Source organism: Planococcus sp. NCCP-2050, from assembly GCF_023708025.1.
In the GTDB taxonomy this organism is placed as follows: Bacteria; Bacillota; Bacilli; order Bacillales_A; family Planococcaceae; genus Planococcus.
Window position 1 is genome coordinate 527,272 of record NZ_BRCX01000001.1, and the last position, 23,147, is coordinate 550,418.

Genomic DNA, 23,147 nt, shown 5'->3' on the forward strand with positions numbered 1-23,147 from the left:
CCCTTCCATATCTTCTATGGAAGGAGCGGCCGCCGGCAAAGTTGAACTTGCACTGATTTACTGCAATGCAATGGAAATCAATGAAATCCTTATTGGTCTTCTTTTGGTTCTTTAATATCACGCAAAAGTGAATCGATCCGATTTCCGTAAGCAACAGATGTATCGAATTCAAAAGCTAGCTCAGGCGTTTTGCGCAAACGGATCCGTTGGCCAATTTCCGACCGAATAAACCCTTTTGACTTAGACAGCCCCAGCAAAGTCTGTTCTTTTGTTTTTTCATCACCTAGCACACTGATATAAACCGTCGCTTGCTGCAAGTCTCCCGTTACTTCAACATCGGTTACAGTAACAAATCCGATTCTTGGGTCTTTCAGTTTGCGGCCGATAATATCGCTAAGCTCTTTTTTCATTTGCTCGCCTACACGATTTGAGCGCATTGTCATTGATTATTCACCTCGTTCTCACAAATATTCTTGATGAACTTCAAGACATTCCCATGCAGGATTGCTTTCCAAATAATAGAGCACCTGCGCCATTTCTTTATCCGCCACTTCTTTCGATGAAGCGACTGTGACAAAGGCCAGACGCGTGCGCTGCCATACATTCTGGTGGTCAATCTCTGCCGCTGAAACGTTGAATTTCTGCTTGGAACGGGTCAGCATACTTTTTAATACTGCCCGTTTTTCTTTCAATGAATGCGCAACAGGAATGAAGAATTCACATTCCATGTAGAGGATCATTTGCGTTCGATTTCTTCCATTACGAAGGCTTCAATAATGTCATTTTCTTTTACGTCATTAAAGTTTTTAATCGTGATCCCGCATTCGTAGCCTTTTGCTACTTCTTTAGCATCGTCTTTGAATCGTTTCAATGTATCGATTTCACCTTCGAAAACGACAATTCCTTCACGAATGACGCGAACACCGCTATCACGCGTAATCTTGCCTTCAATTACATAGCTTCCGGCAATCGTTCCGACTTTAGAAACTTTGAACGTGCTGCGGACTTCTGCTTGGCCGATGACTTTTTCTTCAAACTCAGGATCAAGCAAGCCTTTCATAGCAAATTCAATTTCTTCAATTACTTTATAAATGATACGGTGCAAGCGGATATCTACGCCTTCTGCTTCTGCCGCACGTTTTGCGTTCACATCTGGACGGACGTTAAATCCGATCACGATTGCGTTCGAAGCAGCTGCGAGTGAAATATCGGATTCGGTAATAGCACCAGCGCCTGTATGAATGATTTTCACATTTACGCCTTCAACATCGATTTTCATAAGAGAAGCAGCCATCGCTTCAACTGCACCTTGAACATCAGCTTTAACAATTAGGTTCAATTCTTTCATTTCCCCTTGTTTCAACTGGTCAAACAAATTGTCGAGAGTAACACGTGTTTTTTCAGAACGCTGTACTTGAAGCGCAGAAGTTGCACGAGTTTCACCGACTTGGCGAGCCGTTTTTTCATCTTCAAACACGACAAAACGATCTCCTGCTTGAGGCACATCGTTCAATCCCGTAATTTCAACTGGAGTTGACGGACCGGCATCTTTCACACGGCGGCCAATATCATTGACCATTGCACGGACGCGTCCATAAGTATTTCCGACAACAATCGGATCTCCTACGTTCAACGTACCATCTTGGACGAGCAAGGTAGCAACAGACCCGCGGCCTTTATCAAGTTCCGCTTCAATTACCGTACCGATAGCGCGGCGGGCTGGATTGGCTTTTAATTCTCCTACTTCAGATACAAGCAAGATCATTTCTAAAAGTGTATCGATTCCTTCGCCTTTCAAAGCAGAAATCGGTACAAAAATTGTATCTCCGCCCCAAGCTTCAGGGACTAGACCATGCTCTGTCAATTCTTGCATGACGCGGTCAGGGTTAGCGCTTGGCTTATCCATTTTATTGACGGCAATGATGATTGGCACTTCTGCAGCTTTTGCGTGGTTGATCGCTTCTACAGTCTGCGGCATTACACCATCATCTGCAGCTACTACGATAATTGCAAGATCGGTTACTTTCGCTCCGCGTGCCCGCATCGTTGTAAACGCTGCGTGCCCTGGAGTATCAAGGAACGTGATTTTCTTGCCGTTTTCTACGACTTGGTATGCACCAATATGCTGTGTGATCCCGCCGGCTTCGCCTGCAGTCACTTTTGTATGGCGGATTGAATCCAGCAAAGTTGTTTTACCATGGTCAACGTGGCCCATGATCGTTACAACTGGCGGACGCTCTTCATTAAGCGTTTCATCTTCTGCTTCGAAGTAAACTTCCAAGTCAGATTTATCAACGATGATTTCTTCTTCCACTTCCACTTCATATTCTGCACAGATCAATTCGATCGCATCTTTATCCAGCTCTTGGTTGATGGTTGCCATAACCCCAAGCATGAATAATTTTTTAATGATTTCAGAAGGCTCACGGCCTAATTTTTTCGCTAATTCACCAACTGTCAATGATTCAGAGAACGTAATTTTAGCTGGTAATTCTTTTTCTTTTTTAGGCATAGGCGGCATCGGATTTGCTGGACGCTGCTGCTTTCCTTTATTGCGGTTGCGGTTTCCACCGCCGCCTGGACGGTTTGAATTGCGCTGTCCTGGCCCGGCAGTCGGTTTTGCAGCTTTCGGCGTAAAGTTCGAACCGGATTTAGCTGGAGCTGCTGGACGTTGGCCATTTCCTTGTGAACGGGACTGGCCTTGGCTTGGTGAAGCTGGTCGAGATTGCCCTTGCCCAGATGGACGGTTTTGTCCTTGGCCAGCCGGACGGGATTGCCCCTGTCCAGATGGACGTGAACTGTTTTGTCCACCTTGTGGACGAGAACCTTGTCCGCCTTGCGGACTTTTTTGAGCGTGCTGTTGGCGCATTTGGGTTTGCTGCCCTTGCACAGATTTCTTATAAATGCCGTCTAATTTTGAAACAGCATTGTCCTCTAATGTAGCCATATGATTGGCAACCTCAATATTTAGCTTTGATAACTGGTCAATAATCTCTTTTGTCGGTTTATCTACTTTTTTAGCGTATTCATGTACTCGAATTTTGGTCATCTGCTCACCCCCGGTTTTTTTCATCGAACAAGCTTATCAGTTTTTTAGCAAATCCTGAATCAGTGATCGCAATCACAACTCGTTCTTCTTTGCCGATTGCATGTCCAAGTTCGAAACGTGTTCCGAATACTCGAATCTCGACATCATACGATTTGCATTTGTCATGCAATTTCTTGCTCGTATTATCTGAAGCATCTTCAGATAATATGATTAATTTTGCGTTTCCATTGCGAACTTCGTTTACAGCCATTTCCTCACCAGTGGTGGTCATGCGCGCACGAGTCGCCAATCCTAATAATTGCAGGATTTTTTGATCATTCATTATTTCTTCAACTGCTCTCTGAGGACAACGCGAATTAATTCGTCGTAAATTTCAGCTGGAACTTTAACTTCCAGTTGATTGTCCAAGACTTTCTTTTTTTGCGCCAAGGCGATTGCATCTTCCGATTTGGAAACATATGCGCCCCGGCCTGATTTCTTGCCCGTCAAGTCGACAAACACTTCGCCTTCTTTTGTACGGACAACTCGGATCATTTCTTTTTTAGGATGCATCTCGCCTGTAGCTACACACTTCCGAAGTGGAATTTTCTTTTGCAGAGCCAACCGACATCACCTTTTCTTTCTTATTCTTCTTCGTTGTAGAAATCGAAATCGTCCAATTCTTCTCCAGATTCGACCAACTCGATTGATGAGTTTTCATTCGGATAAATTCCCAATTCACGGGCATCCGTTTCACTCTTGATATCAATTTTCCAACCCGTCAATTTTGCAGCTAAACGTGCGTTTTGACCGCGTTTACCAATTGCTAGTGATAGTTGGTAATCCGGCACGACAACTGTTGTCGATTTTTCATCTTCATTGACTTGGACATCTAGAACTTTTGAAGGGCTTAGCGCATTCGCGACAAATACAACTGGCTCTTCCGACCATTCCACGATATCGATCTTTTCTCCGCTCAGTTCATTGACAATGGTTTGAACGCGTGCGCCTTTTGCTCCGACACATGAACCTACAGGATCGATGTCTTCACGGTGTGCGACAACAGAGATTTTCGAACGGTCACCCGCTTCGCGTGCGATCGATTTGATTTCGACAATTCCTTCGAAAATTTCCGGAACTTCGTTTTCAAACAAACGGCGAAGAAGGCCTGGATGTGTACGTGAAACGAACACTTGCGGTCCGCGTGTAGTGCGCTCGACTTTTGTGATGTAAACTTTGATGCGGTCATGGGGCTGGTAAGATTCATTCGGCATTTGTTCAGTTTGAGGAAGCACCGCTTCCACTTTTCCAAGACCCACATAAAGATTGCGTGCGTCCATCCGTTCTACAATTCCGTTGACGATATCATCAGCACGGTCAACGAATTCTTCGAAAATCAAACCGCGTTCAGCTTCGCGTACGCGCTGCGTCACAACTTGCTTCGCTGTTTGGGCAGCAATGCGGCCAAAATCACGAGGCGTCACTTCTTCCTCTACAACATCGCCAAGCTCATAAGCCGGGTTGATCGCTTTCGCATCTTCAAGCGAAATGTGAAGACGGTCATCTTCCACTTCTTCCATAACATCTTTGCGCGAGTAGACGAGCATCGTACCGGTGCCCAAATTCAAATCTACACGAACATTTTGCGCTTGGTTGAAATTGCGCTTATAGGCTGTCACTAAAGCAGCTTCAATCGCTTCAATCAGCACTTCTCTTGAAATCCCTTTTTGCTTTTCCAAAGCATCCAATGCTTCTAGCAGCTCATTGCTGCTGTTCTTGCTTGTTTTCTTGCTCTTAGCCATTAGTCAATTCACTCCCAAGTTTCTTCAATCAGGTTTCACAGAAAAGTCAATCGCCAAACGGATTACTGCAATTTTCTCCCGTGGAATCGCAATTGTTTTTCTGCGTGTTTTGATTTTAATTTCAATTTCTACTTGTTCCTCATTATACGATAGCAAATATCCTTCGAATTCTTTCGCATCTTCAATCGGTTCATAGGTCTTGATGTAGATGAATTTCCCGCGGGCATTATCGAAGTCCTTGTCTTTTTTCAAAGGACGTTCAGCTCCTGGAGAAGAAACTTCCAAGAAATAATTTTGCTCGATCGGATCGATTTCATCTAAGATTTCACTCAATTTTTCGCTGACCACTGCACATTGTTCAATATCAATCGGTGCTTCCGGGTTATCTACAAACACCCGTAAAAACCAGCTGCGGCCTTCTTTTACAAATTCTACATCAACGAGTTCCAAATTCAGTTCTTCGATGATGGGTAAAGCTAGTTGTTCAATTTGTTCTGTAATTTTGCTCATACGTGCCTCCTGCCAAATTTATGCCATAACAACAGAAAAGAGCGGGAGATCCCACTCTTCTGCGACAGAGCTATCAATAAATGTTATTACAATAATACCATAATTATCGGAATGGTGCAAACGCCTAGAAGAGCGACAACTGGTTCGCATCAGGCATTCCTTCAAGGCACCCGTGGTCATCCATGTATTCAATGATGGTTTTCGACACACGCCCGCGCTGTTGAAGATCCTCTTTTGACAAGAATGTCCCATGTTCCCGAGCGGCAACAATCGATTTGGCCGCATTGGTTCCAAGTCCAGGAATGGCATTGAACGGTGGAATCAAAGAAGTTCCGTCGATGATGAATTCATCCGCTTTCGATTTATACAAATCGACTTTCTGGAAGGTAAATCCGCGTTCCACCATTTCGAGCGCGAGTTCCATTACCGTCATCAAGTTCTTCTCTTTCGTCGATGCCTCTAAGCCTTTAGAATTGATTTCCTCTACCCGCGCACGGATGGACGAGGAACCTTTCGCCATGGCGTTGACATCAAAATCTTCAGCACGCACCGTGAAGTACGCTGCGTAATAAAGGATCGGGAAATGCACTTTGAAATAAGCGATCCGGACAGCCATTAAAACATAAGCTGCCGCATGGGCTTTCGGGAACATGTATTTGATCTTTTTGCATGATTCAATATACCAGTTCGGCACGCCTTCTTTTTTCATCGCTTCTTCCATTTCCGGTGTCAGCCCTTTACCTTTACGGACCGATTCCATAATTTTAAAAGCAAGCGAAGATTCAAGCCCTTGATAAATCAAATACACCATAATATCATCCCGGCAGCCAATTACATCCGACAATTGGCAAGTCCCGTTTTGAATCAGCTCTTGTGCGTTGCTGAGCCAAACATCTGTCCCATGCGATAGACCGGAAATCTGAACCAATTCCGAAAACGTCGTCGGCTTTGTTTCTTCGAGCATCTGGCGGACGAAACGCGTACCAAATTCCGGAATGCCGAGCGTCCCGGTTTTACAGCCGATTTGCTTTTCGGTAACACCGAGTGATTCCACACCCGAAAAGATTTTCATCACTTCGGGATCATCTGTCGGAATCGTTTTTGGATCAATCCCCGACAAATCTTGCAGCATCCGGATAACAGTCGGATCATCGTGTCCCAGAATATCAAGCTTCAGCAAATTGTCATGGATGGAATGGAAGTCGAAATGCGTCGTTTTCCATTCGGAATCCTGTGCATCCGCTGGAAACTGAATCGGTGAGAAATCGTATATATCCATATAGTCCGGAACAACAATAATCCCGCCTGGATGCTGTCCTGTACTTCGCTTAACGCCTGAACACCCTTGGACGAGCCGATCGATTTCTGCTCCACGAAGCGTCATGTCCCGGTCATTTGCATAACCACGGACATAGCCGTAAGCTGTTTTTTCTGCGACCGTGCCAATCGTACCCGCACGGAATACATTGTCTTCCCCGAACAATTCTTTTGTGTAGTTGTGGGCTCTTGCCTGGTAGTCACCACTAAAGTTCAAATCGATATCGGGAACTTTATCCCCTTTAAATCCAAGGAAAGTTTCAAACGGGATATCCTGGCCTTCTTTTTGGAAAGGGATGTTGCAATCCGGGCAAAGTTTGTCCGGCAAATCAAAGCCAGATCCGACGGAACCGTCATCAAAGAATTCCGATTTCTGGCATTTCGAACAAATATAATGAGGCGGCAATGGATTAACTTCCGTAATTTCCGTGAGTGTTGCAACTAGCGACGATCCAACCGACCCGCGAGAACCTACCAAATAACCGTCATCCAAAGATTTTTTCACCAGTTTATGCGAGATCAAATAGATAACCGCGAAACCGTGCCCGATGATGGATTTCAACTCTTTTTCAATTCGGGCTTCCACAATTTCAGGCAGCTTCTCGCCGTAGATTTTATGCGCCATATTATAGCTCAATTCACGGACTTCTTCATCTGCCCCCTCGATTTTTGGTGTATACAAATCATCTTTGATCGGTTTGACCGTATCAATCATATCAGCAATTTTATTCGAATTACTCACGACGATTTCATGGGCGGTTTCTGCGCCAAGAAATTCGAAAGCATCCAGCATTTCATTGGTTGTACGGAAATGGACTTTCGGCAATTTATGGCGATTCAACGGATTGGCCCCGCCTTGGGAACCGATCAGTACTTGTCTGAAAATCGCATCGTTTTCATTTAAATAATGGACATTGCCTGTTGCAACGAGCGGAATTTCCAGCTTTTTGCTGACCTTCACCAATTTGCGGATGACGTCTTCCAAATTCCACTCATCCCGGATCAATTCACGTTCGATCAGATGTGAGTAGACTTCTTTTGGATGGACTTCCAAATAATCATAGAACTTCGCTGTCTGCTCTACTTCTTCCATGGATTTCTGCATAACCGCTTCAAACACTTCGCCTTTGTCGCAGCCTGACCCGACGAGCAGGCCTTTTCGGTGGCGCTGCAGCAAAGAACGCGGGATGCGCGGTACGCGGTAGAAATAATCGATATGTGAAGCGGATACTAATTTAAACAGGTTTTTCAAGCCTTCATCATTTTGGGCAAGCAAAGTGCAATGCGTCGGCCGGGAGCGTTTATAAGAATCCCCGCCGCCTACATAATCATTGAGCTCATCGTGATAAAGAATCCCTTTTTGATGAGCTTCTTTCAACAGATGCGTTAATAGATAAGACGTCGCTTCCGTATCGTAGATTGCCCGGTGATGCTGGGTTAACTCGATGCCGAATTTTTTCGCCAGCGTATTCAACCGGTGATTTTTCAATTCGGGATGCAGCATACGGGCAAGTTCCAATGTATCGATTGTGGCATGCTTTGTATCAATGCCGTATTTTTTATAGCTGACGTAAAGGAAACCCATATCAAATGAAGCGTTGTGGGCAACCATGATATGATCGCCGGCCCATTCGTGGTAATTGCGGATGACTTCTTCGACTTCAGGTGCATTTTTCACCATATCGTCCGTGATGCCCGTCAAGTCAATGGTTGTTGCTGACAATTCATGATGCGGATTGGCGAAGCTCTCGAATTTATCGATGATCTGTCCGCCTTTGATCTTCACAGCCGCGAGTTCAATGATTGTATCGTAAACGGCAGAGAGCCCTGTTGTTTCCAAGTCAAAAACGACAAAGGTTTCGTCTTCTAAAAGCGCATGGCGTTCTTCATAGGCAATTGGCACACCATCGTCGACCAGATTGGCCTCCAGCCCAAAAATCGCCTTAATGCCATGCTTTTTACTTGCTGCGTATGCATCCGGGAAAGATTGGACACCCGCATGGTCGGTGATGGCAATCGCAGGGTGCCCCCATTTAGCCGCTTGAGCCACCAGGGAATCAACAGATGAAACGGCATCCATTGCACTCATCGGCGTATGCAGGTGCAATTCCACGCGTTTTTCTTCAGCAGTATCTTTCCGGAAATCCGGTTTGATTTCTGCCATATCCTGTGCCATCATGACCAAATCACGGACGAATGTATCCATTTGGATCGAACCGCGCGCTCTCAGCCACATGCCCTTTTTCAGGCTGGCCATTAACGCTGCATCTTCCTTGTCGCGTGAGAACATCTTCACAAGAATTGAATCGGTGTAATCGGTCATTTTGACTGTCAATAGCGAACGGCCGCTTCGAAGTTCACGGACTTCCACATCAAAGACGTAGCCTTCGATGGTAACTCGGCGTTCTTCATCAACAATTGACTGGATCTCTGAAATGGTTTCATCCGGTTTGATCGCCGTACCCATTTGGAATGGCCCCGTAGGTACTCCGTTATCCACCCGATCCGTTTCTCTTTTCTTCATATCGGCTAGTGCTTTTTTCGCCATTTCTTCTTCTTCGATTTTACGCTGTTCCATAAAGGCAAGATGAGCAGCTTCCTGATCGCCTTCTGCCAATTGGAAATCGATGCCGATGCGTGGAAAACCGAATTGCTGGTATACGGAAACCAATTTTTCGGTGTATTTGGATTTCAATGCCATCATTTCATGCTCATGGCTGCAGCAAAGCATCAGCTTTGAACCGCTCCATTCCGGAACTTGAGACAATAGCTGATCTCGTAAAGGCGGTGCCATGTCGGAAAATTCTTCAACGACATATCTCCAATACTCCATTACCAAATCACCGTCTGCATTAGCGGTTTCACTTTCAATGGTTAATTGGATACGGGCAATGCTTGAAAACGTTGTATGCAGTCGCTCTTTCAATAATAAGAATAATTCAAGCGGCAATACTTGTTTGACTTTGATCAAAAACCGCCATGTCCGCTCTTTCTTATGGACGGTCATCCGAGTCAATTCCGCCTCCTCAAAATATGGCATATGTACATCTTCTATTAAGTCGAGATGCTGAAGAAGTAGCTTGAAGCGCATCTTTGAATCTTGCTGGTTTGTCATAACTATCCCCTTCGTCAAAATGTATTCCCATGATCTATAAGGTGAGACTTTTATAAGTGCTGATTTCCTGGAAAACCTCTGCGTTCAGAAACGTCTGCCAGTATCGTGTTCTTACCGAATCCTTGTTGTTGCTAAGTTAATTGGTAACCTCAGTCTTGAGGCGGTTAGCGAAAAAAGCGCTCAAGAAACTGAAATTTCATTATTTAGGATAAAAATAAAGAAAGGAAAGTACAATTGTACTTTCCTTTAATCATATCAGATTTAGCAATTATTTTTTAAAGAATTGCTGCACTTGTTCCAATAATTCTTCGCGTTTCCACTCGAATGTCTCACCAGTACGGCGATCCTTCACTTCTAAAATTCCTTCTGCCGCTTTCTTGCCGATCGTTACACGAAGAGGTACACCGATTAGATCAGCATCTGCAAATTTCACACCGGCACGCTCATTGCGGTCATCCAGCAACACTTCATAGCGATTCGACTTCAGCAGTTCATGCAATTCTTCTCCAAGCGTACGCTGCGTTTCATCCTTCATATTGACAGGGACAAGGTGGACTTCATACGGTGCTACCGCATCCGGCCAAGTAAAGCCGTTGTCGTCTTGGAATTGTTCAGCAATTGCAGCCACTACTCGAGATACGCCGATGCCGTAGCATCCCATAATATAAGGCGTCGCTCTGCCTTGATCATTCAAGAATGTCGCTTTCATGTCTTCACTGTATCGCGTTCCCAGTTTGAAGATATGACCGACTTCAATACCTTTTGCAAAACGGATCGTGCCTTGGCCGTCGGGCGACAAATCGCCTTCTTGGACAAAGCGAAGATCTGCATATGCTTCAACAGCAAAATCTTTTTCCGGATTTACATTGATGTAATGGAAGCCTTCTTCGTTCGCTCCCGTTATCCCGTTTACAATCGATTTCACTGCCTGGTCTGCAAACACACGAACCGAAGCCGGCAATTGGATTGGTCCGAGAGAACCGATTTCACAGTTCAACAATTCTTTCACTTCTTCTGGCGTCGCCATTTCGACAACCGTTGCACCTGTTGCATGTTTTACTTTCACATCATTGATTTCGTGATCGCCGCGTGACAGCACAACAACAAAATCTTCATCTGCTTTGAAAACCAAAGTTTTGATGCATTTTTCTGGAGAGGTATTTAAGAAAGCTGATACTTCCGCAATCGTTTTCTGGTCTGGAGTCGGCACTTTTTCCATTTCATTCGGAGCTTCTTCCGATTTCGGATAGTCCATGTTTACTGCAGCCATTTCAATATTCGCTGCATAAGATGACGAATCCGAATACGCAATCGTATCTTCTCCGATTTCTGAAAGAACCATGAATTCATGGTTGTCTTTCCCGCCGATTGCACCTGAATCCGCAATCACTGCACGGAAATTCAAACCAAGGCGCGTAAAGATATTTGTATAGGCCTGCATCATTACGTCATACGTCTCATCAAGGCTTTCTTTCGTTGCATGGAACGAATACGCATCTTTCATCAAGAACTCACGGCCGCGGAGCAGACCGAAACGCGGACGCTTTTCGTCGCGGAATTTTGATTGGATCTGGAAAAGGTTCAATGGCAATTTTTTATAAGACTTGATTTCGTCGCGCAATAAACTTGTGATGACTTCTTCGTGGGTTGCCCCCAGTGCAAATTCACGATTATTGCGATCGGTCAATCTCATCAACTCGTCGCCGTATGAATACCAGCGGCCTGTTTCCTGCCAAAGTTCAGCTTGCTGCAAAGCTGGAAGAAAGACTTCCACACTGTTCGCTGCTTCCATCTCTTCGCGGATAATCGTTTCCACTTTTTGCAGAACTCGCTTGCCCATCGGCAAGAATGAGTAGATCCCGCTTGTGTTTTGGCGGATAAAGCCTGCTCTTAATAGTAATTGATGCGATTTTACATCGGCATCTGCTGGCGTTTCTCTTAATGTGGGGATAAAAGTTGCTGATTGTTTCATTCCAAAATACACCTCAACTGACTATGAATTTTACTCTTTAAAAGAAGAACTTCTGAATATCATTCCAGGTAACCACGATCATCAATAGCATGAGGAGCATGATCCCGACAAAATGGACCATCCCTTCTTTCTGGCGGTCTACCGGCTTTCCTCTCAATGCTTCAAGGATAAAGAACATCAATCGGCCACCATCTAATGCCGGTAGCGGAAGCAAGTTCATGATCCCTAAGTTTATGCTGAGCATCCCTGCCCAGCTCATCAATGTGAAAATACCGTATTTCGCTACTTCTTCTGTCGTCTTGTAAATGCCGACTGGCCCTGATAGTGCATCAATCGTGAATTGTCCGGTTACAAGCATCCCAAGCAAACGGAAAATCTCCTGGAACCAGAACACGGTACGCTCCGCTCCATAAACGAAGGAGCCTAAAAAGTCTTTCTCGAACGGGCTTTGGTATAGAACGCCGATCACACCGATTTTTTCCGGAGATTCCTCGGAAACTTTAGGCGTGATTGTAAAATTCAGCATTTCTTCGCCGCGCTCTACTTGGAATGGCAATGGATTACCAGCATTGTCTTGGACAATTGCTACTAATTCATCCCAATTCGCAATCGCTTTTCCGTCGATATTCGTCACTAAATCACCGTTTTGCATGCCCGCTTCAGCAGCTGGGCTGTCTTCAGTCACTTCCGTGATGATTGGTTCATTCGTTGGAATGCCCTGCATCATCCCGAGTGCCGAAAAAATAAAGAATGCCAAGATAAAGTTAAATAACGGACCTGCAAAGATTGTCATAAAGCGATGTCCGATGCTCTTTGAATCGAATTGGCGGTCATATGGCGCCAAAATGGTTTCTTTGCCATTTTCTTCGACTACCGCATCCCGGGCAACTTCAATACGGACGAATTTTTCTTCTTCATCGTACCCTTTAATATAAAGGTCTTTTTCCAGATCTGCTTCTTCGACTTCCAGCAATAAAATATCCGGGTACATCGTCTTTTGATTCATGATGACTTTTTCGGCTTTGCCGTCTGAATTGAGCAAAACCCCAATCCGGTGTCCTGCCTGAATTTGAATCGTATCCAGGTCTTCGCCAGCCATACGGACGTAGCCGCCTATCGGCAGCAGCCGAACCGTATAAATGGTTTCGCCTTTAGTGATGCCAAGAATTTTAGGACCCATGCCAATCGCAAATTCCCGTACTAGTATTCCTGCACGTTTCGCAAAAAGGAAATGCCCCAATTCGTGAAAAAATACTAAAGCACCGAAAATTATGATAAACGCTAATACTGTCTCCATATAAACCCATCCTTATAAACCGTATTCGGTTTTAATCTTTAGCTATTTTAGCATGTTTTTAACGGATTTTCTTGTTTCAGCATCGACGTGCAGGATCGTTTCCAAATCAGGTACAGAAATTACTTCATGCTTGTCCATCGCGCGTTCAATCAATTCTTCGATTTGAAGAAACTTGATTTCTTCATTCAAGAACATAGCCACTGCTTGTTCATTCGCCGCATTCAATACAGTGGTCATCGTGCCGCCTATTTTTCCTGCTTCAAAAGCAAGCTTTAAGGCGTGGAAACGCTCATAGTCCATTTCACGGAAATGCAATTTCCCAAGTTCTGCAAGATTCAAGCGCTTTGCTTCTGGACGAGGCAATCGATCCGGGTAGGATAAGGCATATTGGATGGGCACTCTCATATCCGGTGTCCCTAATTGTGCGATGACGCTCGTATCTTGAAACTCCACCATGGAATGGATGATGCTTTCCCGGTGCAGCAAAACGTCAATATCTTCGTACGGAAAATCGAATAATACGTGGGCTTCGATTACTTCCAGCCCTTTATTGATCATCGTCGCTGAATCGATGGTGATTTTTGCACCCATTGACCAGTTCGGATGATTTAGCGCTTCTTTGACCGTGACATTTTTCAGCTCTTCACGAGTCGAATCACGGAAACTTCCACCGGAAGCCGTTAAAATCAATCGGCTGGCCTGTTCTCTTTTTTCCCCGTTTAATGCCTGGAATAATGCAGAATGCTCACTATCCACCGGCAATACGTCAGCTCCGTATTTTCTTGCACTGTCCAAGACGAGATGTCCGGCAGTGACCAATGTTTCTTTATTGGCGATTGCAATGGTACGCCCCAGTTTAATGGCTTCCAATGTCGGTTCTAATCCAACACTGCCAATAACTGCATTGACCAGTACATCCGCATCGTATGTAGCCGTCTCGATTAATCCCGCATGGCCAAAGACAAATGAGACGCCAGGAAATTCTCTTCTAAGTTCATTTGCATCTTCTTCTCTCTGTACACAAACAATTTCAGGTTGAAATTCTTGAATGAGGTTTTTGACCACGTTAATATTTTTGCCGGCAGAAAAACCGCGCAGTGTGAATTCTGTATGGTGCTCTCTAATTATGTCGGCTGTTTGCATACCGATCGAGCCGGTCGCTCCCAGCAATATGATATTTTTTCCCATTCAATTAATTCCTTTCTTAGATGAAATGCAAAAAGTGAAGCAAAGGCATCACAAATAGAATACTGTCGAAGCGATCTAATATGCCGCCGTGCCCAGGTAGAATAGTTCCGGAATCTTTTACATTAAAATGGCGCTTCAATGCAGATTCGACCAAATCGCCCATTTGTCCGAAAACGGAAGCGATGATGGACACGCCAATAATCAGAAGCACCGGTTTTTCAAGGTCTACGAAAAAGTTGAAGATCAATCCAATAGCAATAGCCCAGACAATCCCGCCTAAAAAACCCTCAATGGTCTTATTTGGTGAAATTTCCGGCCAAAGCTTGCGTTTTCCTATTTTGCGCCCTGTAAAATAAGCGCCGGAATCCGTGAACCAAACCACTAGGAGTGCAAAGACGACAAACGCCAGCCCTTCCACCCGAGTTTCGATCAAGTAATAGAATCCGATCCCTACGTATAAAGTTCCCAGAATCGCAAAAGCGGCATCGTCAAAAGTAAAACTGTTTTTTACGACTACTGTATGGATCAGTAAGAGAATGACTGCTAAAAATGCAATTTCGACTTTGACATAGCCTGTCATTTCCGTTAAACCGATTGCCCATTTATCCGGAAGCATGAATGCATAGAGCGCAATAAGGGATATGAGTCCCGGAATGCTCCACAAAGTTCTGCCTTTCATTTTCAAGAGCTCTTGCAGCCCGATCGTCGCAAGTGCGTAAGTAAGCAAGATAAACGGGATTCCGCCAATGATGACGAAAGGGATGAAGAGGGCAGCCGCTACAATCCCGGTAATAATCCGTTGTTTCAATTCGCTTCTTCTCCCTTCAATCCTCCAAAACGGCGGTTTCGCTGCTGATAGTTCTCGATGGCTTCAAGCAATGACTCTTCGCCAAAATCAGGCCATAAGGTTTCAGTAAACCAAAACTCTGTATAAGCCAGCTGCCAAAGCATAAAATTGCTTAAACGGACTTCGCCGCTCGTACGGATCAATAAATCAGGTTCAGGAAGCTGATTTGTCATCAACCCGTTTGTAATGTGATCTTCTGTAATATCCTCAATGGCTAATTTCCCTGCCTGGACTTGTGATGCAATGTCTTTAACAGCATCCACAATTTCCGCCCGGCTTCCATAGTTCAAAGCGAAATTCAAAATAAGGCCCGTGTTGTCTTTTGTGGCCTCTTTTGCTTTACGAATCGCTTCAATGGTGTGCGACGGCAAATTATGGTGATAACCCATCATTTCTACACGTACATTTTCTTCAATTAATTCAGGAAGAAAAGTCGATAAAAATTCTTCAGGCAAACGCATCAAAAAATCCACTTCCATTTTTGGACGTTTCCAGTTTTCTGTTGAAAACGCATAAAGCGTTAAAACACTTACCCCTAAATGATTGGCAAGTTTTGTTATTTTGCGGACCGTCTTCATTCCTTCATGGTGGCCAGCTATTCTAGGTAGTGAACGCTTTTTTGCCCAGCGTCCATTCCCATCCATAATAATGGCGATATGCGCAGGCACTTCTTCATTCGCCACGGCTAAGGCACGGCTTTCGTTTTCCGGCGCGGTATCGGCCATTCTTTTTAGTAGTTTATTGAACATTATCTAATCCTCCACCTATTACAAATCGGCATGTCTAATGCTTATCATATCAAAAAAATCGCCTTCGTGCGCTTTCTTTCACGAAGCACTTGTATTTTTTGGCATAAAAAAGCGTCCTGTAAAACAGGACGCTTAATAACGAGTGAAAGTTCGATTAGACTTCTAAAATTTCTTTTTCTTTGTCTTTAGCGACTTCGTCAATTTTAGCAATATAAGAATCCGTCAATTTTTGGACGTCATCTGAATAGCTGCGCAAGTCATCTTCCGTGATTTCACTCTTTTTCTCGAGTTTTTTCAAATCGTCGTTGGCATCACGGCGAATATTGCGGATACCCACTTTCGCTTCTTCCGCTTCTTTTTTCACTTGCTTCACTAAATCTTTGCGCCGTTCTTCTGTTAGTGCAGGGATCGCCAAGCGAATGACCGTTCCGTCATTTGATGGGCTTAGACCTAAATCGGATTTCATGATGGCTTTTTCAATATCGCCCATGACTGTTTTATCATACGGCTGGATCACGATCAAACGTGCTTCCGGAACTGAAATTCCAGCTACTTGGTTGATCGGTGTTGGAGCTCCGTAATATTCAACTGTCAGCTTATTCAGAATTGAAGGGTTGGCACGTCCTGCGCGGATAGAAGAAAGTTCACGTGAAAAAGCTTGAATGGCGTTTTCCATTTTTGTTTTCGTATCGTTCAATACAGTTTTCGGCATTATATTGTTCTCCTCACTACTGTCCCGATTTTTTCACCGAGAACAGCCCGTTTTATATTTCCATTTTCCATAATTGAGAATACTACGAGTGGAATGTCATTGTCCATACAAAGTGTAGAAGCAGTAGAATCCATCACTTGCAGCCCTTGCTGGATTACATCGAAATAGGAAAGCTCTTCATATTTAACGGCAGTTGAATCTGTTTTCGGATCAGCTGAATAAACGCCGTCCACATTGTTCTTCGCCATTAAAATCACATCTGCTTCAATTTCGGCAGCACGGAGTGCAGCTGTCGTATCCGTCGAGAAGTAAGGATTTCCTGTACCTGCAGCAAAAATGACTACGCGTTTTTTCTCTAAATGGCGGATCGCTCTTCTGCGGATATAAGGTTCTGCAACTTGGCGCATTTCAATAGAAGAAAGCACACGTGTTTCGATGCCTTGCTTTTCCAGTGAATCTTGCAATGCCAATGAATTCATAACGGTTGCAAGCATCCCCATATAATCTGCAGTGGCACGGTCCATTCCCATTTCTGAGCCGATTTTGCCTCTCCAAATGTTGCCGCCGCCTACAACTACAGCAACTTCTACACCCAGCTCTACTACTTCTTTAACTTGGCTGGCTACCGTTTTGATGATTTCAGGAGACAAACCGAAACCTTGTCCGCCTGCCATCGCTTCTCCACTTAGTTTTAGTACAATGCGTTTATATTGTTGAACACTCATCGGTACCCTCCATTACACTTTTATTGAAAAATAGGGAACACTTGGACGTGTTCCCCAGTTAAAACATATTGAATGATTATTTTTTGTTGACTTGGCTCATAACTTCATCAGCAAAGTTATCTTCGCGTTTTTCGATTCCTTCTCCAACTTCATAACGGATGAATTCTTTTACAGATCCGCCAGTTGAAGCTGCGAAATCGCGCACTTTTTGATCTGAGTTTTTAACGAAAGCTTGGTCAAGCAAGCAAACGTCTTCGAAGTATTTACCAAGGCGGCCTTCTACCATCTTCGCAACGATGTTTTCAGGTTTGCCTTCGTTTAAAGCTTGTTCAGTCAAGATTTTGCGCTCATGTTCTACTTCTTCAGCAGAAACTTCGTCGCGTGATACATATTTAGGGTTCAATGCAGCAATGTGCATTGCGATATCGCGTGCAGCGCTATCGTCAGTTGAGTTTTCAAGAACAACTAGTACGGAAATGCGGCCACCCATGTGCAGGTAAGGACCAAAAGCATCTGCGTCTGTTTTTGTACGGATTTCAAAACGGCGCAAAGTGATTTTTTCACCGATTTTAGCGATTGCATTTGAGATGTGGTCGGCAACAGTAGAACCGTTAGACATTGTTGAAGCAGTAGCTTCTTCAATTGTAGCTGGTTTCGTTGTGATCAAATGCTCACCAAGTTCTTTAACAAGTGTTTGGAAACCTTCGTTTTTCGCTACGAAATCTGTTTCAGCGTTAACTTCGAAGATGACTGCATCGTTGCCTTGAACAAGGATTGAAGTGATCCCTTCAGCAGCGATTCTGTCCGCTTTTTTAGAAGCGCTTGAAAGACCTTTTTCACGCAAGAAATCCATTGCTGCGTCGATGTCGCCATCTGTTTGAACTAATGCTTTTTTGCAATCCATCATACCTGCGCCTGTTTTTTCACGCAATTCTTTTACCATTTGAGCTGTAACTGCCATGATTAAATTCCTCCTTAAGATGTGTACGATTTCTCAAAAAAAGGTGATAAGTGGGTTTGGCCGCTTATCACCTGTCATACTTGTGAATTACTCAGCAGATTCTGCTGCTACTTCTTCGTCTTCTTCAGGTTTTGACTCAAGCAAAGCATCAGCCATTTTACCAGTCAAAAGTTTAACCGCGCGGATTGCATCATCGTTTGCAGGGATTACATAATCGATTTCATCCGGATCACAGTTTGTATCAACGATACCAACGATAGGAATGTTCAATTTGATTGCTTCTGCTACTGCAATGCGTTCTTTACGTGGGTCAACTACGAACATTACGTCCGGAAGTGAACTCATATCACGGATACCGCCAAGGAATTTAACAAGACGTTCGTGTTGTTTTTTCAATTGAACTACTTCTTTTTTCGGTAGAACTTCGAAAGTTCCATCTTCTTCCATGCGCTCGATTTGTTTCAAACGATTTACACGTTTTTGGATTGTACCGAAGTTAGTAAGTGTTCCACCCAACCAACGCTGGTTGATGTAGTAGTTGCCAGAACGTTCTGCTTCTTCTTTGATTGCGTCCTGAGCTTGTTTTTTCGTACCAACGAATAGTACTTTACCGCCTTCTTCGCCCACTTGTTTCATGAAGCTATAAGCTTCCTCCAATTTGCGGACTGTTTTTTGAAGATCGATAATGTAGATACCGTTACGCTCGACGAAAATATATTTTTTCATTTTCGGGTTCCAACGGCGAGTCTGGTGACCGAAGTGTACACCAGCTTCAAGCAATTGTTTCATAGAAATTACTGACATGTTTGTTTCCTCCTGATAGGTTATTTGTCCCTCCGCATTTTTCTTCTCTGAACCGTTACTTTTGCAAGCACCTGCGGAACAGATCAAAATGCGTGTGTATTTAACACCATTTGAAATTATACCATGGCCCGTTCTTATTCCGCAACAAGTTTCTCTTATTAATTGAGAAACGGTTGAATTTTCCCTGCAGGTGCTTGCAGCTACAAGAACTTCATAATTAAATTTAAAAATACAGAAGCTAGATCCAGCGAAAACTTCCGTCAGCTTTTGCAATGCTAAATGGCCTTTGAGTTTTCACAATAAAAAAAGGCGCCGGAATTTAACCGGCGCCTCTTCATTTACATTAGTTCATTTTTAATTGTTCAAGTTCAGCTAGGAATTTCGTGTTCAATACTTTAATGTATGTCCCTTTCATTCCTAGAGAGCGTGATTCGATTACGCCAGCACTTTCAAGTTTGCGAAGTGCGTTAACGATAACTGAACGAGTGATGCCGACACGGTCAGCGATTTTCGAAGCGACTAGCAAACCTTCGTTGCCGTCAAGTTCTTCAAAAATATGTTCGATGGCTTCAAGTTCACTGTATGAAAGTGAAGAAATCGCCATTTGTACGACAGCTTTGCTGCGTGCTTCTTCTTCGATGCGGTCGCCTTTTTCGCGAAGGATTTCCATCCCAACTACCGTAGCACCGTATTCGCCAAGAATTAAATCATCATCGTGGAATTCTCCGTTGACGCGACCTAAAAGAAGTGTACCTAAACGTTCTCCGCCGCCGATGATCGGTACGATTGTTGTTAAAGCTTCTTTGAACAATTCACGCTCTTCCACTGGGAAGATTGTGTGTTCGCTGTTTACATCCAAGTTTTCAGTTGTTTCGTGGATGTTTGATAGATTTTGAGTATACTCAGTCGGGAATTGACGCTCTTCAAGCATTCCGATCATACGCTCGTTTTCAATTTGCTGGTTGATTGCATACCCAAGAACTTTACCTTTGCGGCTTACGACGAAAGCGTTGCATTCGATTACTTCGCTTAAAGTTTCAGCCATGTCCTTGAAGTTTACAGGTTTCCCTGCAGCAGCTTGCAGCATTGAGTTAATACGACGTGTTTTTTCCAATAAATTCATTTAAATGAACCTCCTACTAATTTACGAACAGTATTTATTTAATATTCTAAAGGTTTTTACTACTTATTGAAACTATTTTGCATGAAATTACAGAATAAATTGTGACAAATCTTTATTTTTAGCCACATTTTCAAGCTTTTCGTTCACATATTGAGGAGTGATATCGATTTGAGCCGGTGAAATCTCCGAAGCTTCAAATGACAGATCCTCCAATAAGCGCTCTAAAATCGTATGAAGTCTTCTAGCACCGATATTATCCGTATCCTGATTCACTTCATACGCTATTTCCGCTAGTCTGGTAATTGACGCATCATTGAAGTGTACCATAACTCCTTCTGTTTCGAGAAGCGCTTTGTATTGATTTATCAAAGAATGTTTTGGTTCTGTAAGAATTTTGACAAAATCTTCGACTTCAAGCTTCTGAAGTTCAACACGAATCGGGAATCGACCCTGCAATTCCGGGATCAAATCAGAAGGTTTTGACATATGGAACGCTCCGGCTGCCACAAACAGCATATAATCCGTTTTCACAGCACCATATTTCGTCGATACTGTCGACCCTTCAACAATCGGCAAGATATCGCGCTGCACCCCTTCCCGAGAAACATCCGCTGATGAAGAGTTGTTTTTGCTTGCAATCTTATCCATTTCATCAATAAAGATAATGCCGTGCTGTTCAGCGCGTTGGATGGCTTCTAAGGCCACTTCTTCGTCATCCACCAATTTCGCAGCTTCTTCAGCCGTTAATATCCGGCGAGCTTCTTTCACTTGCAAACGGCGCTTTTTCTTTTTCTTCGGCATCAATGAAGACAAAGCATCTTGCATATTTGCTCCCATTTGTTCCATTCCCGAACCTTGCAAAGCATCAAACATGGACGGCATATTTTCGGTCACTTCCACCATGACCCATTCGTCTTCCAATTTTCCGGCCTTCAAGTCTGCAGCAATTTCCCGGCGTTTTACGCGGACTTCCACTTCAGCTGTCGGATCTTCCTCTTCTTGCTGCTCCATTTTCTGACCGAAAAGCATTTCCAATGGATTTTGGCCATTCGCTTTTTTCTTGCGGGACGGTGCTAGCAATTTCACTATCCGTTCATTGGCTGCAGATTCAGCTTGGAATTTAACAGCTTCGAATTTTTCTTCTTTGACGATGCGGACAGCCGCTTCCACAAGATCGCGGACCATTGATTCCACATCTCGTCCGACATAACCCACTTCTGTAAATTTCGTCGCTTCTACTTTTACAAAAGGAGCACCCGTCAGTTTTGCTATGCGACGGGCAATTTCCGTTTTTCCTACTCCCGTCGGCCCGATCATTAAAATGTTTTTTGGAATTACTTCATCTCTCAGCTCTTCATCCAACCGGCTTCTGCGGTAACGGTTTCTGAGTGCAATTGCAATTGAACGTTTTGCGTCTTTTTGCCCGACGATGTAACGGTCCAAATGGTCGGTAATTTGTCTAGGAGTTAAATCTTGTTGTGTTTTCATTTCCCCAACTCCTCTACGATGATTTCATGGTTCGTATAAACACAAATATCCGCTGCCGTTTCGAGTGCGGACTGTGCAATTTCTTTAGCAGTCATTTGATCGCCGGCATATTTTTTCAATGCACGCCCTGCAGCTAATGCGTAATTTCCGCCTGAACCGATAGCGAGTATGCCATCATCCGGTTCGATCACTTCACCTGTTCCGGCTACGAGAAGCAGTTCACTTTTGTTCATAACGATCAACATCGCTTCTAACTGGCGAAGAATTTTATCTCCACGCCATTGTTTTGCCAGTTCAACAGCAGCGCGTTGAAGATTGCCATTGTATTCAGTCAGCTTGCCTTCGAACATTTCAAAAAGTGTAAAAGCATCCGCTACTGAACCGGCAAACCCGGTCAGTACCTGGCCGTTGTATAATCTCCGAACTTTTCTCGCTGTATGTTTCATAACGACCGCATTGCCGAAAGTGACTTGCCCGTCGCCTGACATCGCACATTCGCCGTTATGCCGCACTGCAAATATCGTAGTTGCATGGAATTCCTGCATGGTAAGTCCCCCTCTAAGCTCTTGGATGAGCATTTAAATATGTTTTTCGTAAATGTTCTTTTGTCACATGTGTATAAACTTGCGTTGAACTTAAATGTGAATGTCCGAGCAATTCCTGCACCGTCCGCATATCGGCTCCGTTATTCAGCAAATGTGTTGCGAAAGTATGGCGGATCATATGGGGATAGATTGTGGAATTGACAGACGCTTTTTTCATGCACTCGCTCAAGATATGCCGGATGCCTCGGTCTGTCAGCAGTTCGCCCCGATTATTGACGAAGAGCCCTTGATGCTCTTTTTTCTTCATTAGTCTAGGACGCGCTTCTTCAATGTAATGTTCCAATGCCTCATAGGCAAACTGGCCATAAGGGATGTAGCGCTCTTTCCGCCCTTTCCCCATGACTTTGACAATTTGCATATGGCGGTCCAGATCCTGCATCCGGATATTTACGCATTCGCTGACCCGCATGCCGGTCGCATATAACAGTTCAAGGATCGCCATATTCCGCATAGACAAATTGTCTTCGCCTTGGACAGAACGGAATAATGCCTCCATTTCTTCTTCATAGAAAAATTGCGGAAGACGTTCCTCTTTTTTCGGATGGTAAAGCGATCGGAAAGCGGCTTCACTTAGCCCAAATTCACGGTTGCCATATTTGAAAAAGGAACGGATGGATGAGATTTTTCTTGAAATGGTCGTACGCGACAACGTCATTTCGTATAAATTCGTGACATAATTTCTAGCGTGCAAATATTCCACATCCCGAATATCCGGAATCCCTTCCCTTTCTAGAAACAGAAAAAAATCCTCCAAATCTTTTTCATAATGGTGGACGGTGTGTTCAGAATAATTTTTTTCGAGTTGAATGTAGGTCATAAATGATTTGAGCATCTCTTCTTTATTCATCCGATGGACCCACCTTTTTTTGTGCAAATAGAAAAGCCTCTAAATTATATCAACATT

Annotated in this window: 21 protein-coding genes; all 21 read right to left on the reverse strand. The window is 44.0% G+C overall.

The window, feature by feature from the left end; genetic code table 11:
• Window positions 1-89: 89 nt before the first annotated feature.
• On the reverse strand, window positions 90-443 hold the full coding sequence (rbfA, locus tag NFU07_RS02720; RefSeq protein WP_235196559.1) for a 30S ribosome-binding factor RbfA: 354 nt from the start codon (window positions 441-443) through the stop codon (window positions 90-92).
• A gap of 18 nt (window positions 444-461) precedes the next feature.
• The gene (locus tag NFU07_RS02725; RefSeq protein ID WP_052651282.1) at window positions 462-740 is read right to left on the reverse strand and encodes a DUF503 domain-containing protein; all 279 of its coding nucleotides are present in this window, start codon (window positions 738-740) and stop codon (window positions 462-464) included.
• The gene (infB, locus tag NFU07_RS02730; protein WP_251474341.1) at window positions 737-3,049 is read right to left on the reverse strand and encodes a translation initiation factor IF-2; all 2,313 of its coding nucleotides are present in this window, start codon (window positions 3,047-3,049) and stop codon (window positions 737-739) included. Before infB ends, NFU07_RS02725 begins: the two co-directional genes overlap by 4 nt.
• Window positions 3,050-3,053: 4 nt before the next feature.
• Window positions 3,054-3,371, reverse strand: a complete 318-nt coding sequence (locus NFU07_RS02735; protein WP_235196561.1) for a YlxQ family RNA-binding protein — start codon at window positions 3,369-3,371, stop codon at window positions 3,054-3,056.
• A complete protein-coding gene (gene rnpM, locus NFU07_RS02740; RefSeq protein ID WP_235196562.1) occupies window positions 3,371-3,652 on the reverse strand; it encodes an RNase P modulator RnpM in 282 nt (93 codons plus the stop codon). Before rnpM ends, NFU07_RS02735 begins: the two co-directional genes overlap by 1 nt.
• Window positions 3,653-3,672: 20 nt before the next feature.
• On the reverse strand, window positions 3,673-4,830 hold the full coding sequence (gene nusA / locus NFU07_RS02745; protein WP_251474343.1) for a transcription termination factor NusA: 1,158 nt from the start codon (window positions 4,828-4,830) through the stop codon (window positions 3,673-3,675).
• A gap of 24 nt (window positions 4,831-4,854) precedes the next feature.
• Window positions 4,855-5,340 carry a ribosome maturation factor RimP gene (gene rimP, locus NFU07_RS02750; RefSeq protein WP_251474345.1) on the reverse strand — a complete coding sequence of 162 codons (486 nt, stop codon included), beginning with the start codon at window positions 5,338-5,340 and terminating at the stop codon, window positions 4,855-4,857.
• Between the two features lie 124 nt (window positions 5,341-5,464).
• Window positions 5,465-9,772 carry a PolC-type DNA polymerase III gene (locus NFU07_RS02755; protein ID WP_251474348.1) on the reverse strand — a complete coding sequence of 1,436 codons (4,308 nt, stop codon included), beginning with the start codon at window positions 9,770-9,772 and terminating at the stop codon, window positions 5,465-5,467.
• A 268-nt stretch (window positions 9,773-10,040) separates the two neighbouring features.
• A complete protein-coding gene (locus NFU07_RS02760; RefSeq protein WP_251474350.1) occupies window positions 10,041-11,744 on the reverse strand; it encodes a proline--tRNA ligase in 1,704 nt (567 codons plus the stop codon).
• 37 nt (window positions 11,745-11,781) lie between these two features.
• Window positions 11,782-13,041, reverse strand: a complete 1,260-nt coding sequence (rseP, locus tag NFU07_RS02765; protein WP_251474353.1) for an RIP metalloprotease RseP — start codon at window positions 13,039-13,041, stop codon at window positions 11,782-11,784.
• A gap of 42 nt (window positions 13,042-13,083) precedes the next feature.
• Entirely contained in the window at window positions 13,084-14,229 is a 1,146-nt protein-coding gene (gene dxr / locus NFU07_RS02770; RefSeq protein WP_251474356.1) for a 1-deoxy-D-xylulose-5-phosphate reductoisomerase, read from the reverse strand.
• 16 nt (window positions 14,230-14,245) lie between these two features.
• On the reverse strand, window positions 14,246-15,037 hold the full coding sequence (locus NFU07_RS02775; protein ID WP_251474359.1) for a phosphatidate cytidylyltransferase: 792 nt from the start codon (window positions 15,035-15,037) through the stop codon (window positions 14,246-14,248).
• A complete protein-coding gene (locus NFU07_RS02780) occupies window positions 15,034-15,825 on the reverse strand; it encodes an undecaprenyl pyrophosphate synthase (protein ID WP_285835929.1) in 792 nt (263 codons plus the stop codon). Before NFU07_RS02780 ends, NFU07_RS02775 begins: the two co-directional genes overlap by 4 nt.
• A gap of 154 nt (window positions 15,826-15,979) precedes the next feature.
• The gene (gene frr, locus NFU07_RS02785; protein WP_235196569.1) at window positions 15,980-16,537 is read right to left on the reverse strand and encodes a ribosome recycling factor; all 558 of its coding nucleotides are present in this window, start codon (window positions 16,535-16,537) and stop codon (window positions 15,980-15,982) included.
• Complete coding sequence (pyrH, locus tag NFU07_RS02790) at window positions 16,537-17,262, reverse strand: UMP kinase (RefSeq protein ID WP_235196570.1); 726 nt, start codon at window positions 17,260-17,262, stop codon at window positions 16,537-16,539. The genes frr and pyrH overlap by 1 nt, the downstream gene beginning before the upstream one ends.
• Window positions 17,263-17,338: 76 nt before the next feature.
• Window positions 17,339-18,223, reverse strand: a complete 885-nt coding sequence (gene tsf / locus NFU07_RS02795) for a translation elongation factor Ts (protein ID WP_235196571.1) — start codon at window positions 18,221-18,223, stop codon at window positions 17,339-17,341.
• An 87-nt stretch (window positions 18,224-18,310) separates the two neighbouring features.
• A complete protein-coding gene (gene rpsB / locus NFU07_RS02800; protein WP_235196572.1) occupies window positions 18,311-19,027 on the reverse strand; it encodes a 30S ribosomal protein S2 in 717 nt (238 codons plus the stop codon).
• Window positions 19,028-19,370: 343 nt separating this feature from the next.
• On the reverse strand, window positions 19,371-20,150 hold the full coding sequence (gene codY / locus NFU07_RS02805; RefSeq protein WP_052651250.1) for a GTP-sensing pleiotropic transcriptional regulator CodY: 780 nt from the start codon (window positions 20,148-20,150) through the stop codon (window positions 19,371-19,373).
• Window positions 20,151-20,237: 87 nt separating this feature from the next.
• Complete coding sequence (gene hslU, locus NFU07_RS02810) at window positions 20,238-21,638, reverse strand: ATP-dependent protease ATPase subunit HslU (RefSeq protein WP_251474363.1); 1,401 nt, start codon at window positions 21,636-21,638, stop codon at window positions 20,238-20,240.
• Window positions 21,635-22,183 carry an ATP-dependent protease subunit HslV gene (gene hslV, locus NFU07_RS02815; protein ID WP_251474366.1) on the reverse strand — a complete coding sequence of 183 codons (549 nt, stop codon included), beginning with the start codon at window positions 22,181-22,183 and terminating at the stop codon, window positions 21,635-21,637. The genes hslU and hslV overlap by 4 nt, the downstream gene beginning before the upstream one ends.
• Window positions 22,184-22,196: 13 nt before the next feature.
• The gene (gene xerC, locus NFU07_RS02820; RefSeq protein WP_251474369.1) at window positions 22,197-23,090 is read right to left on the reverse strand and encodes a tyrosine recombinase XerC; all 894 of its coding nucleotides are present in this window, start codon (window positions 23,088-23,090) and stop codon (window positions 22,197-22,199) included.
• Window positions 23,091-23,147: the final 57 nt, after the last annotated feature.

Bases quoted from the DNA above. Each gene is read 5' to 3' on its own strand.
- tsf (WP_235196571.1), bottom strand. From the start codon at position 18,223: ATGGCAGTTACAGCTCAAATGGTAAAAGAATTGCGTGAAAAAACAGGC.
- NFU07_RS02780 (WP_285835929.1), bottom strand. From the start codon at position 15,825: ATGTTCAATAAACTACTAAAAAGAATGGCCGATACCGCGCCGGAAAAC.
- NFU07_RS02735 (WP_235196561.1), bottom strand. From the start codon at position 3,371: ATGAATGATCAAAAAATCCTGCAATTATTAGGATTGGCGACTCGTGCG.
- rpsB (WP_235196572.1), bottom strand. From the start codon at position 19,027: ATGTCAGTAATTTCTATGAAACAATTGCTTGAAGCTGGTGTACACTTC.
- rimP (WP_251474345.1), bottom strand. From the start codon at position 5,340: ATGAGCAAAATTACAGAACAAATTGAACAACTAGCTTTACCCATCATC.
- NFU07_RS02755 (WP_251474348.1), bottom strand. From the start codon at position 9,772: ATGACAAACCAGCAAGATTCAAAGATGCGCTTCAAGCTACTTCTTCAG.
- codY (WP_052651250.1), bottom strand. From the start codon at position 20,150: ATGAATTTATTGGAAAAAACACGTCGTATTAACTCAATGCTGCAAGCT.
- dxr (WP_251474356.1), bottom strand. From the start codon at position 14,229: ATGGGAAAAAATATCATATTGCTGGGAGCGACCGGCTCGATCGGTATG.
- frr (WP_235196569.1), bottom strand. From the start codon at position 16,537: ATGCCGAAAACTGTATTGAACGATACGAAAACAAAAATGGAAAACGCC.
- xerC (WP_251474369.1), bottom strand. From the start codon at position 23,090: ATGAATAAAGAAGAGATGCTCAAATCATTTATGACCTACATTCAACTC.
- hslU (WP_251474363.1), bottom strand. From the start codon at position 21,638: ATGAAAACACAACAAGATTTAACTCCTAGACAAATTACCGACCATTTG.
- rbfA (WP_235196559.1), bottom strand. From the start codon at position 443: ATGACAATGCGCTCAAATCGTGTAGGCGAGCAAATGAAAAAAGAGCTT.
- NFU07_RS02760 (WP_251474350.1), bottom strand. From the start codon at position 11,744: ATGAAACAATCAGCAACTTTTATCCCCACATTAAGAGAAACGCCAGCA.
- infB (WP_251474341.1), bottom strand. From the start codon at position 3,049: ATGACCAAAATTCGAGTACATGAATACGCTAAAAAAGTAGATAAACCG.
- pyrH (WP_235196570.1), bottom strand. From the start codon at position 17,262: ATGAGTGTTCAACAATATAAACGCATTGTACTAAAACTAAGTGGAGAA.
- rseP (WP_251474353.1), bottom strand. From the start codon at position 13,041: ATGGAGACAGTATTAGCGTTTATCATAATTTTCGGTGCTTTAGTATTT.
- hslV (WP_251474366.1), bottom strand. From the start codon at position 22,183: ATGCAGGAATTCCATGCAACTACGATATTTGCAGTGCGGCATAACGGC.
- nusA (WP_251474343.1), bottom strand. From the start codon at position 4,830: ATGGCTAAGAGCAAGAAAACAAGCAAGAACAGCAGCAATGAGCTGCTA.
- NFU07_RS02725 (WP_052651282.1), bottom strand. From the start codon at position 740: ATGATCCTCTACATGGAATGTGAATTCTTCATTCCTGTTGCGCATTCA.